General features: G+C 43.3%; 11 protein-coding genes. 9 read left to right on the plus strand and 2 right to left on the minus strand.

Annotated features, from left to right (window positions below; all coding sequences use genetic code 11):
• The first annotated feature begins 69 nt into the window (after positions 1 to 69).
• Together V1497_RS04245 and V1497_RS04250 are read left to right on the plus strand one after the other, a co-directional pair.
• Positions 70 to 411, plus strand: coding sequence for a cyclic-phosphate processing receiver domain-containing protein (locus tag V1497_RS04245; protein ID WP_349409728.1), 342 nt, complete (start codon positions 70 to 72; stop codon positions 409 to 411).
• A 128-nt stretch (positions 412 to 539) separates the two neighbouring features.
• Entirely contained in the window at positions 540 to 1,766 is a 1,227-nt protein-coding gene (locus V1497_RS04250; RefSeq protein ID WP_349409729.1) for an MFS transporter, read from the plus strand.
• 23 nt (positions 1,767 to 1,789) lie between these two features.
• Here V1497_RS04250 and rnz read toward each other — a convergent pair whose 3' ends face one another.
• Positions 1,790 to 2,728: a ribonuclease Z gene (gene rnz, locus V1497_RS04255; RefSeq protein ID WP_349410746.1), complete on the minus strand. Its 939-nt coding sequence runs from the start codon at positions 2,726 to 2,728 to the stop codon at positions 1,790 to 1,792.
• Between the two features lie 285 nt (positions 2,729 to 3,013).
• On the opposite strand from rnz, the gene V1497_RS04260 reads away from it, so the two are divergent.
• The gene (locus V1497_RS04260; protein WP_349409730.1) at positions 3,014 to 5,392 is read left to right on the plus strand and encodes an immune inhibitor A domain-containing protein; all 2,379 of its coding nucleotides are present in this window, start codon (positions 3,014 to 3,016) and stop codon (positions 5,390 to 5,392) included.
• Between the two features lie 366 nt (positions 5,393 to 5,758).
• Here the strand turns inward: V1497_RS04260 and yfkAB are convergent, their stop codons facing one another.
• Positions 5,759 to 6,877, minus strand: coding sequence for a radical SAM/CxCxxxxC motif protein YfkAB (yfkAB, locus tag V1497_RS04265; RefSeq protein ID WP_349409731.1), 1,119 nt, complete (start codon positions 6,875 to 6,877; stop codon positions 5,759 to 5,761).
• A gap of 205 nt (positions 6,878 to 7,082) precedes the next feature.
• On the opposite strand from yfkAB, the gene V1497_RS04270 reads away from it, so the two are divergent.
• The 6 genes from V1497_RS04270 to V1497_RS04295 all read left to right on the plus strand — a co-directional run bounded on the left by V1497_RS04270 (position 7,083) and on the right by V1497_RS04295 (position 12,147).
• Complete coding sequence (locus V1497_RS04270) at positions 7,083 to 8,069, plus strand: zinc-binding dehydrogenase (protein WP_349409732.1); 987 nt, start codon at positions 7,083 to 7,085, stop codon at positions 8,067 to 8,069.
• 446 nt (positions 8,070 to 8,515) lie between these two features.
• Complete coding sequence (locus tag V1497_RS04275; RefSeq protein WP_349409733.1) at positions 8,516 to 8,707, plus strand: hypothetical protein; 192 nt, start codon at positions 8,516 to 8,518, stop codon at positions 8,705 to 8,707.
• A gap of 140 nt (positions 8,708 to 8,847) precedes the next feature.
• A complete protein-coding gene (locus V1497_RS04280) occupies positions 8,848 to 9,735 on the plus strand; it encodes a patatin family protein (protein ID WP_349409734.1) in 888 nt (295 codons plus the stop codon).
• Positions 9,736 to 9,846: 111 nt separating this feature from the next.
• Positions 9,847 to 10,788, plus strand: coding sequence for an STAS domain-containing protein (locus V1497_RS04285; RefSeq protein ID WP_349409735.1), 942 nt, complete (start codon positions 9,847 to 9,849; stop codon positions 10,786 to 10,788).
• Positions 10,789 to 11,036: 248 nt separating this feature from the next.
• Positions 11,037 to 11,750 (plus strand): DsbA family protein, encoded by a 714-nt coding sequence (locus V1497_RS04290; protein WP_349409736.1) that lies wholly within the window; start codon positions 11,037 to 11,039, stop codon positions 11,748 to 11,750.
• On the plus strand, positions 11,740 to 12,147 hold the full coding sequence (locus V1497_RS04295) for a disulfide oxidoreductase (RefSeq protein WP_349409737.1): 408 nt from the start codon (positions 11,740 to 11,742) through the stop codon (positions 12,145 to 12,147). Before V1497_RS04290 ends, V1497_RS04295 begins: the two co-directional genes overlap by 11 nt.
• Positions 12,148 to 12,388: the final 241 nt, after the last annotated feature.

The following is a 12,388-nucleotide window of genomic DNA, read 5'->3' on the forward strand; positions in this document are numbered from 1 at the left end:
TTAAAAGGTGTGGGGTTTATATCCTTTCCGTGTTATACTCGTAATAAGCCAGCGGGAAGGAGACAAATATTGTCAAAAATTAATGTTTTTCTAGACGATGTCCGTCCATGTCCCGATGATTATTTTTTGGCTAGTGATATGGAAGAATGCATTCAATTCTTACGCAGAGGAAATATCAAGCATCTGTCACTAGATCATGATTTAGAGAACAAAGCCCGAAATGGTTTCATGGTCGTTGAATACATGGTAAGACATAAACTTTTTGCGGAGACCATTACGGTCCATTCTGCCAACGCTGGGGCTGGCAAAAAGATGTTTTACTATTTGAAAGATGCTCAAGAACAATTCATTATTCCACAGACTGTTGAAATTTATTATCATCCATTGCCGTTGAATATATATAAGAGATAAAGCATCCACTGGGTGCTTTTTTCTTATGCATTCATTTTGAAGCGAGATTGGATGGTGAAGAGGAATTCCTTTAGAAAATCTTACGAAGGACGTATAATAGATGGGGTTTAGAAAGGATGCGATCCCCCATGACTACGTTGAAACAACCGTTATGGACAAGTAAATTCATATTGCTATGCGCGAGTAATTTCTTGTTCTTCATGAGCTTTTTTCTTTTGTTGCCTACACTACCGGTCTACTTGGTTGAAAACCTTGGTGCAAGTGAAGATCAGGTAGGTTTAATCATGGGGATTTTTACGATTGCGGCCGTTTTCGCAAGGCCCATCACAGGTTATTTGATGGATATGAAAAATCAGAAAGCCCTCTTCCTGATTGCAATAATCGTTTTTGTCGTCGCAACTTTCGGTTATTTGATCGCTCAAACGGTATTGATGATCTTTCTGATTAGGTTCATTTATGGATTCGGATTCGGGATGTCAACCACGGCCGGAGGGACGATGGCAGCCGAATGGATACCGGAGGAACGTAGAGGAGAGGGGTTAGGGTATTATGGCACATTCATCATGGTAGCCATGAGTATCGGACCCATTGTCGGGGTTTTTGTCGCGGACTATACAAGCTACCAGGGCATGTTCTGGTTTTGCTTCTTTTTATCTCTCATAGGACTGATTATGGCGAGCTTTCTTCCAAACTATAAAACAACGAGGAAAGCCCCTGAAAATCAACGGAAATTTTCAATTAAACATAAAGAAGATCTGGCGTATTGGTTCAATGAATTGATTGAAAGAAAAGCCCTCCCCGTTTCCATAGCGATGAGCATGATTGCCATCGTATTTGGGGGGGTCATCAGTTTCGTGTCACTATATGCAAAAGAACTTGGTGATGCCTCAATCGCCGGAACGTATTTCACCTTATATGCCATTGCGATCGTGATCAGTCGTCCTTTTGCAGGAAAGTGGTTTGATAGGAAAGGTCCAAACCAACTTATCGCTTTCGGTACGTCCCTTTATTTCATCGGTATGATCGTGCTTGGCCTGGCAGCTTCCAGCTGGATGGTGTATATCGCTGCATTAATCATTGGATTCGGCTATGGGATACTTCAGCCAAGTTACCAAGCACTTTCCATTCAAATGTCACCTAAACATCGAAGAGGGGCAGCGACGGCAACGTTCTTTACGCTATTCGATATCGGTGTTGGCGTAGGATCGTTCTTCTTAGGTTGGGTCGTCGTCCAGATCGGTTACGGAAACATGTACTTATTGTCGTCCTTGTTTCTGCTCGTCTCTTATTATGTGTATTACCGTACTGCAAAGCCAAAAATGCGCGTATCACAGCATGTCCAACAGAATTATTGATAGAAAAAAGGTGTGACTGCATGTCACACCTTTTTCGTGTTCTTCTTTGTCAATTGAAAAATGGCGAAATCCTCAGCAAGTTCCGTGTTCGGAAATATGTTCACGGCACTTTCTGTTAATTCATCTGCTTTATCGTAATAGCGGGAGCTGATATGAGTGAGAATCAACCGTTTTGCTCCGGCTTGTTTCGCAAGCTCTGCCGCTTGGTTCGTTGTAGAATGAAAATATTCGATTGCCCGCTCATCCATTCCCTCTGCAAATGTGGCTTCGTGGACGAGTAGGTCGGCATCCCTTGCAAGTTCGATAGTTTTTTTTGTAGGACGGGTATCTCCGCAAATCGTCACGACCCGACCAGGTTGAGGTGGAGTGGTGAAATCTTCTCCACAAATGGTTCGACCATCTTCAAGCGTGACGGTTTCTCCAGCCTTCAGTCTACTGTAAACTGGACCTGGTGAGACGCCGATTTCCTTCAATCGCTCCACTTGAAGCCGACCCGGTTGTTCAGGCTCTGTAATCCTGAAACCGTATGAGGGGATGACATGCTCCAATAAAGCAGCTTCAATTTGATAGCCTTCGTCCAGCTCATGAAATCCATCCTCGATCTCAATGATTTCAAGTGGATATTTCAAGTAGGTCCTGCTCGTCTCAAGCGCAACAGTAATGAATTCTTTGATTCCTTTTGGTCCATATACTGTTAAAGTATCTTCAGCACCCTGGAAGGATCGGCTGCCAAGTACCCCTGGCAAACCGTAGATATGATCGCCATGCATGTGTGTGATGAATATTTTCCTGACCTGCCATAGCTTGATCGTAGTATGTAAGATTTGATGCTGGGTCGCTTCACCGCAATCAAATAACCAAATTTCCCCTTGACGGTTCGTCATGAAACGGAGTGCCATTGATGAAACGTTTCTTCCCTTTGACGGTATTCCCGCACCTGTACCTAGAAAATGAAACTCCATATGATTCATCCTTTCCTCCCTAGTATACCATCCATAGGTTTTCCTAAAACCATATCGTAACCACTTCTACTGACAGTCAGACCCCCTCAAGAAAACCGAGACTTAAGTCACGAATAACGTTATGCTGAAAAAATGTTATTTGGGTCAAAAATCCCCTTTTTCCGTCAAACAGGCGATAAAAAGGAACTTTTTTCACCATAATATTTACAATTTTCAGTCATATTGGTAGTATTGTAAAAGTATTGCAAACTAATTTTTTACAGGAGAAGGGGAGGACATCAATAGATGAATAAGAGAAAAATAACATCTACTGCTTTTGCAGTCATGATGGGATTGAGTACACTTACATATGGCGCAATTGCTACTCCACAGATGGCAGATGCAGAAAAAGCACGTGAAAGTGTCACTCATCAATATGCCGGTACACCAGTTGACTTGGGTATCGCGAATGATGAGCGATTAATCGAGATGCTCAAGAAGGAAGGGAAAATCAGCCCGAATACGAGTGCAGCTGAAGCGGAGAAAGCATTGAACAACTACCTGAATGAAAAGGCTGCTGCTTCTGCCCATGCGCATGATGAGGGGGCCCTGCATGAGCAGGAAAAAGAAGCGAAGAAACAGCTTCAAAAGGATATGAAGAAAAACAGCCTGACTTCAGGAAAAGGGAATAAAGTAGGACAATCCGAAACAGTAAATGGGGTAGAAGAGGAAGCCTGGAACGGCGGAACAAGAACCGATAAAGTGCTTGTCCTTTTGATTGAATACCCTGACAAGCCACATAATTCGATGTCAGCTGATGAGACGGATATGTATTATGAAGGTGAAAATGCCTATTCTCGTGCCCATTATCAGGACATGCTTTTCGGTAACGGAGGCTGGACTGGTCCAGACGGGAAAAACTACGTCTCTATGAAACAATATTATGAAAAGCAATCTGGCGGAAGCTATTCCGTAGAAGGTGAAGTAGTAGGCTGGTACCAAGCCAAACATAACGCTGCTTATTATGGTGGAAATGATCCTGTGTATGACAGCGATGTCAATGCTCGTGCACTTGTTAAAGAAGCGTTAAATGCAGCGGCAGCCGATCCATCTGTAAACCTTGGTGAGTATGATGAGTGGGATCGTTACGACCTAGATGGTGATGGAAACTATCTTGAGCCGGACGGTCTCGTCGACCACTTGATGATCATCCACTCTGGTGTTGGTGAAGAAGCTGGTGGCGGATCCCTTGGCTCGGATGCGATCTGGTCCCACCGCTGGAACCTGGGCTTACCTGTATTCTCGATTGAGGGTTCTCCAGAACCAGCAGTCGATTATTGGGGAGCTGGAACTATGTATGCCTATGACTATACGATTGAGCCTGAAGATGGTGCAGTCGGTGTTATGGCACATGAATTTGGACATGATCTCGGTCTACCGGATGAGTATGACACGCAGTATTCAGGAGCAGGAGAACCGGTCAGCTACTGGTCCATCATGTCAAGCGGAAGCTGGGCTGGTAAAATCCCTGGGACGATGCCGACTGGATTCAGTCCTTATATGAAGGAAATGCTTCAAGCATCTGTAGGCGGGAACTGGCAAACAGGAACGCAGATCGATGTGAGTGAAGTGGATGAAAACGGTTATGAAGTTTTACTTGATGAAGCTGTTACAAAGGGAACGAATAATGATGTCGTGAAAGTGACGCTTCCTTTGAAAGAGACTGTCGTCAATACACCAGCTAGCGGGAAGTCCGAGTATTTCTCAGGAAGTGCAGATGATCTGCACAACGTGATGACGAAAACAGTTGACTTGACGAATGCTACGACAGCATCCTTCAACTTCAAAACATGGTATGACATTGAAACGGATTGGGATTATGCCTATGTAACCGTAAATGGTAGCCCGATCCCAAGCGATATCACAACAAATGAAGATCCTCATAAAAGCAATGCGGGTAATGGGATCACTGGCTCTTCGAATGGTTGGATCGATGCTTCCTTCGACCTGAGCGACTACGTTGGTCAAGAGGTTGAAATCGCGATTGAATATGTAACAGATGTCGCTGTTTCAAACCCAGGATTGTATGCAGACGATCTTTCTGTCGTCGTTGATGGACAGCAAGTATTCTTTGATGATGCAGAAGCTGAATCTATATTCACATTGAATGGATTTACGAAAAGTGACGGAATTAAACGGTCTGAGCACTATTACCTGCTTGAATGGCGCAGCCACAACGATGTTGACCGAGGTCTTGAAAATATCCGTCGTGGTGCAAGCTTGATGGAATTCGACGAAGGTCTAGTCGTTTGGTATGTGGATGAGAAGTACAGTGAAAACTGGACAGGTGCCCACCCTGGAGATGGTTTTGTCGGAGTCGTCGATGCGGATCAGCATATCAACACGTGGAGTGATGGTTCGGTCGCTTCTACCCGATTCCAGGTACACGACGCAGCATTCAGCTTGAATAAGACTGAGAAGATGTTCCTTGATTACAGTGAATTATTAGGAAAAACGTTAGAAGACAACCATACAGCACGTAACCCATTGTTTGACGACAGTGCAAATTACATGAACGAAGGACTTGAAGATGCTGGACGTAACGTTCCGAACTACGGTCTGAAATTCCGTGTAATTGGACAAAGTGCTGATGGTACAGTTGGTAAAGTATTAATCTTCAAATAATCGTTAATGAAGGATGACCCATTGAGAAAATGGGTCATCTTTTTCTTTTACTAAAGCAGCTCACCTGTAGTTTTTGTACTCACAAGCTGTCGAGACGTCTCGACAGCCTCCTTTTTAGAAGATTTTCCTTGATTTTCGTGTTGATTTTCTCAAAAACAGCTCGAAATCGTGCCGTTCGAGGGATGAAAATCGACTGTCGAGGTGTTTATCTACAAAAAATGAAAATTATCTACGAAAATGCAAAATTATCTACAAAAATGCGAAATTATCTACAAAAACGATTGAGCTGCTAATCCGAACAAGAGATGACACTCAATAAAGAAAGCGTCGAGTCAAAACTAAAGGTGCCCTCAACAGGGCACCTTCCTATATGTTCGTTTTCCTTTTTGTAAAATCAATTTCAGGGTAATACGCATCTTTTACAAGTAAGTTCGGGCCGAGGCACTTCACTGCCGGGCAGTGACAGTTTACCGTGCTTGCTAGTTTACTAGTCATCCAGCGTTCGTAAACCTCTTCAAGCCGGTCTTTCTGAATGTTACCTAGAGCCCCGTCATCGCCAAAGTCCGTTACGATGACATTTCCATCGAAGATATTGACGTTCAAGCGGGACCGCCCATCCGGATCATTTCGCACGGTGACATTCTTCTCTTGATAAAGCCGTTTCAACAGCGTCAAATCATCTTCGTTATCACTGCACGGATAAAAAGGCAATGTACCAAATAACATCCAGGTTTCTGCATTCTTCGCATCCAATAAACGATGGATCCCCTCGCGAATTTCAGGAAGTGTTGCCACTTCTAAACCACTTGCAAAATCGCTCGGGTACATCGGATGAACTTCGTGGCGCTGACAGCCCATTTGCACGATTTGTTCATGGATTGCTTCCAGATGTGGAAGCGTCCTTTTGTTCAACATCGTTTCAGCTGAGACGATCACGCCTTCAGCTGTCAGAGCTTTTGCATTTTCCACCATTCGATCGAAATAATGCTTCCGTTGATCAAGTGTCGGTTTTCGCTCCATCATGGCGAATCCGATTTCTGTAAAATCTTCAACTGAACCGTAATTATGAGAAATATGTAAAACGTCTAAATAAGGGGTGATCATCTCATACCTTTTTAGATCCAATGTCAGGTTCGAGTTGATTTGCGTCCGTACGCCACGTTCATGTGCATATTTGAGAAGAGGGACCACATATTGCTTAACGGATTTGAGGGAGAGCATCGGCTCGCCACCTGTGATGCTGATCGAGCGTAAATGAGGAATCTCTTCTAGTCTTTGGATCATCAAATCAACGGGGAGTGCATCCGGGTCCTTTGGCTGCAGCGTGTATCCGACTGCGCAATGCTCACATCTCATGTTGCAAAGGGTTGTCGTGGTAAACTCGATGTTACTCAGCACCATCCTTCCGTGCTCTTCAACATCCATATATGCTTCCCACGGATCATATTGTGGGGTGATTTTTCGTAGATTTGTTTCTTTTATCATAGGAAACTCCTTTATTTTAGAGCTGTGTATAAGTTTGAGTGTTTTCCTTTCCTACTATAACATGAACGAAAGTGGGAAACCGCGGTATCATAATTTTCTTTTAATTAACCATTCGATTTCGTAAGGTATTTGAATATTCAGAAGCAATATATGTGAATGAGCCTGATGGTTATGCCATAATAAGAGCAAAAAGGAGGAGAATACGATGAAAGCATTAATACATACGAGCCCGAAAGGCAAGGAAGGATTGAAGCTTCAGACAGTTGATTCGCCGAACGTCAATGGTGGGGAAGTCAAAGTCCAGCTGAAAACAGCAGGCCTTAATCATCGGGATTTATTCGTACTTCACCGGCATGAAAATGAACCACCGTTCGTCGTCGGATCCGATGGGGCAGGAGTCATCATCGAAGTTGGAGAAGGTGTGCAGAATGTAAAGGTCGGAGATGAGGTCATCATAAATCCTGGATTGAATTGGCCGGAGAAATCGGCTGCACCTCCTGAAGGCTTTGATATTCTCGGTTTCCCTTCGAACGGAACGTTTGCGGAAGAAGTGGTCGTTTCAGCAAACCAAGTTGAACCGAAACCAGAACACTTGGATTGGATTGAAGCGGGTGTCTTGCCTTTAGCTGCCCTGACAGCTTACCGGGCACTGTTCACGAGAGGGAATTTGCAGGAAGGACAGCATGTCTTACTGCCTGGAGTCGGTAGTGGCGTCATCACGTTCATTCTTCAATATGCAAAAGCTGCTGGAGCGAAAGTGACGGTCACTTCCCGGAGTGAGGAAAAGCGGAAGGCAGCTTTGGAATTAGGAGCTGACCACGCCATCGATAGTGATGGAGATTGGGAAGAGGCCATGAACGGCGAAAAAGTCGATCTCGTCATTGAAAGTGTCGGAGCGGCAACCTTCCAGAAATCACTAGGCGCTGTGAAAAAAGGTGGGACGATCGTGACTTTCGGTGCTTCTGCAGGAGATGAAGTATCAATCAACATCAGGCAATTCTTCTACGGTCAGTATAACCTTCTAGGAACGACGATGGGCAGTCATGAAGAGTTTCGTGAGATGTTGGCATTCATACGTAAATATGAAATCAAGCCGGTCATCGACCAAACCTTCACTCTTGAAGACGCACACGAGGCCTTTAACCGGATGGAGGAAGCGAAACAGTTCGGTAAGATCGCTTTTACAATATAAAAAAAGGATTGATTCGCATCAATCCTTTTTAGGAGACCATATTCCAAAGCGATAAGACAACGAAGAGAAACGCGACAATGGCAATTGTCCCTGCCAGCAACGGACGAAGTAAATTCATGAATGTGTTCATATGGAATTCCCCCTTGAATAGTACTGTTACTTATATAGACGAATGAATCGTTTGAAAGTTTCATATCTATTACAAATATTACACAAATATTACGGAAGAACTAGATAAAAAATACCTATATTTTTTAAATTTTTATGTTTAAAAAAGATAGAGGCGGGTATCCTTATACTAACAACCTTTTATCCCCCTAACCCCTAAACCCTAAGAAAAAACCTTTCCCGAATTCGGGTAGGGTTTTTTCGTGTTTTACGATCCTTACTCGGTTAGAAAGGAGCAAAAACGGGTATGAGGAGGTCAAGAGGGAGGTGTTACTGGAATGTGGATGCTGATGCTCGTTCCTCTGTTAATCGTTTTAGCAATCGCAATTTATTTTGAGTACCAACATAAAAAGAAGTCCGATGTTCATATGAATTCCAACGAATATAAAGAAAGACAATCACAGTCCCAACAATCCCGAAGTTATCAAAGTCAGGCCGGTCAAGAAGGCAGTCAACCTCCACCGACATGACGATTGTGATAAGAATCATGAAAGGCTACCCAATGAGTTCTCATCTATGGGTAGCTTTTTTCATGTCCACGATTTATTACTGCAGACTCTTGCGAATATTTGATAAACTGGAAATAAGCTGTAAAAAAAGAGGTGTTTCAATGTTGAACCGTACTGGACTGGTACTGGAAGGCGGGGGAATGCGAGGAGTCTACACCGCTGGAGTACTGGAATACTTTCTGGAGAAGGATTTCTATTTACCGTATGTGATCGGTGTATCAGCAGGAGCATGTAATGCAACCTCCTATTTAGCAAGACAACGTGGTAGAAATAAGAAAGTGACGATTGGCTTTTCTAAGCATCCAGATTACATATCCTTCAAAAACCTTTGGAAAAAGCGGCAGTTGTTCGGAATGGATTTGATATTTGATGAAATTCCGAACAAACTAGTACCTTTCGATTATCATACCTTTCATGAAGCGAAGGAAAGGTTCGTGATTGGAACAACCGACTGTCTGACAGGAGAACCGGTTTATTACGACAAATCCTCCAGTCCTGAAGAGATTCTTTCTGTTCTTAGAGCTTCGAGTTCCTTACCTTTCATGGCCCCTATCATTGAATTGGAGAACCGTTTTCTGATGGATGGAGGCATTTCAGATCCTATCCCAATCCGTAAATCCGAGTTGGATGGAAACCGAAGAAACATCCTGATCTTGACGCGTAATGACGGATATATCAAAAAACGTTCACGAATGAACTGGCTTACGAGGAAAGTCTATCCGAAATATAACGGTCTCGTCGAAAGCATGGACAAACGTTACCAGGTTTATAACGAAACGATGGCTTATATCAAAGAGAAAGAAAAAGCAGGTGATGTGTTCGTCATACGCCCCATGGAACCGCTTGAAGTCGGTCGGGTCGAACGAGATCCTGCGAAGCTGACAGCCTTATATGAGCAAGGGTACCAAGATGCAGCCCATCGATTTGAAGCATTGCAAGAATGGCTTACAATGGCACCCGAAAAGGAAGAAACAATTTCCAATTTATGATCTGGATTTCATCTGAATAAAAATTTCGACATTTTTTTCAAAAAACAGGTTTAAATTATTTTTTTTAGGGTATTCAAGTTATGTTAAACATAATCCCAGGGGGGGAAGGTCATGAGTATTCAAACAGTTGCTGAACGAATCGATGTTGAAAAGGAAGCCATTGCTCAGAAGACCGCCGATGTACTGTCTGAAACGACGGGAGAACAGACAAATAGTCGAATTCTTGAAGTACATGCCATGTTAGCAAAGTATGTTAGCAAGGGATTGATTGCTGAAAGTGAAGACGACGCGAAACGCTTGATCATTGAATGGGCTGAAAAAACGAGCTCCAATGCGATTGATGAAAAGCGTCCTTTCAACCAATCATTTAAAGCTTTTCAGTTTTTTAAAGAGCAGCTCATCGACATTGTCGAGCTTCAATCTGAAACAGATCCCGTTTCCAATAAGGAGCTTCTCACAATCATCCGAAAGATCGAGTCAATGATGGACCATGCGGCATATCGATATGTACGCTCATTAATTGAAAGCTTTGAAGGCCGGATTGATGAATCAGAGCAGACGATGAAAAAAGATAAGAAATTGATAGCAGATTTGTCGGTTCCGATCATTCCTTCCATTGTGCCAAATACGATTCTGGTTCCAATCGTAGGAATGCTTACCAATGAACGCTTTGAAATTACGAGGGATAAACTGCTGCATAACCTCACCGTCCAAGATGCCGAATCGATTGTTTGCGATTTTACGGGAGCGATTTTACCTGATAATGGTCATTTCCAAATGGATGATATGGCCCATCAAATTGAACAATTGACCAAATCGGTATCCTTGATGGGGGTTGAGATCATCTATGTAGGCTTTTCTTCTCGACTTGTACAGGAAATCGTCCGAGCTGGAGTTAAAATTGAAGCAGAAACCTTTTCGACGTTCCGGACAGGTCTCCGATATCTCGCTAACAAGAAGAATTGGGATTTAAGCCATGAAATCTATGAAGCTCCAGAGTCTGAAAAGGTCTTAGGCGCCGCCGGGCTTTCGATCCCTTCCGAGAACCTATAGGGGCATGACGTAAACTTCATAACAAGGCAATAATAAATTCATACCTTTTGTAAATTTTCCAAAAGGAGGACCTGGTGAACCCAGGTCCTTTTTATTGTAGCTTAATGTTGATTTTAAGGAAAAAAGCATCATTAAATAGGTCTATCGTTGTGGTTAATGGCTTTTACCAAAATGTTCAAACCAGTTGATTGACATGAGCTTTATGATTGATGAAAATGAGAGGTAGTACATATTTAGGAGGACCACATATGGGAAAGAAAAAGAAAACGGTCTATAAGCCGCCGAAAAAGAACAACAAAGGATTCATCATCTTGATTGGTGTCATTTTCGTAGTAGCAGCAGTATTGTTATTCATCATCAGTAACCAAGAAGCTGGGAAGCAGGATACAGCATCAGGAGGCGAAGGTACGCAAATTGATGTGAGTTATGAAGGTCAACCGACCATTGGAGAAGAAGATGCACCCGTCAAGCTAGTCGAATTCTTCGATTTCCAATGTCCGCACTGTGCTTCCTTTGCACAACAGGTTTATCCGATGATCAAGAAAGACTTCATCGATACAGGTAAAGCGAGCATGACACTCATCAACAAGCCATTCCTTGGCCCGGATTCGAAAACGGCCGCATTAATCGGAGAAGCTGTCTATGCTCAGAAACCTGAGGCTTTCTTTGCGTATTATGACGCTGTCCTAGCTAACCAGGGAGAAATGAATTCAGGTTGGGCGAACGAAGAATCCTTGCTTGCTCTTGTAGAAAGTGAAGTGGATGGTATTGATCTCGACCAACTGAAAAAAGACCTCGATTCTGATGCAATCAAGCAGGCTGTGGAACAAGATGTAGAAATGAGCGCTCCAATCGAAAGTACGCCGACCATTCTCGTGAATGGCAAGCTAGTTGGATTGGAATATGAAACAAGTATCAAGCCAGCGATTGAAGAGGCGCTAGAGGAAGCGAATGAGCAGTAAACGAATGATTGCAGCATGGCTCGTTGCGCTGACCGCTGTACTGGGTAGTCTTTATTTCAGTGAAATTGCAGGCTATGTTCCGTGTCAGTTGTGCTGGTATCAACGGATATTGATGTATCCATTAGCAATTGTGATTGGTGTCGGTCTTTACCTGGAGGATGAAAAGCTTCCGTGGTACGTACTCCCGTTCAGTGTGACGGGGATCTTCGTGTCCAGCTATCATTACTTGCATCAGAAGACAGACTTGTTTTCGAAATCTGCCGCATGTTCACAAGGAGTGCCATGTTCAGGCGAGTACATCAATTGGCTTGGATTCATCACGATACCATTTTTGGCGCTAACAGCCTTTGTTGTCATCACCCTTTTGATGATCAGTCGATTGAAAAGCGGAAAATAAGCTTTATAAGAGCGTTGTCCCCAGTTGGGCGACGCTCTTTTTTTGTGTAGAGGGAAGGTAGTGTCGGCTGTGGGAGGGGAAGATACACACATTTTCCGAATTTCACATAAAATAAAAAATTTATGGACCGATTTCGGAAATTATACACATATTTTAGAAATTATACGTCTATTTCACAAAATTATAGCTCAAACGATTCAAAGCACAATAGTTGTCCTTGCACCTCACGTTGGATACGATA

Source organism: Pseudalkalibacillus sp. SCS-8 (genome assembly GCF_040126055.1).
Taxonomy (GTDB): domain Bacteria; phylum Bacillota; class Bacilli; order Bacillales; family Fictibacillaceae; genus Pseudalkalibacillus; species Pseudalkalibacillus nanhaiensis.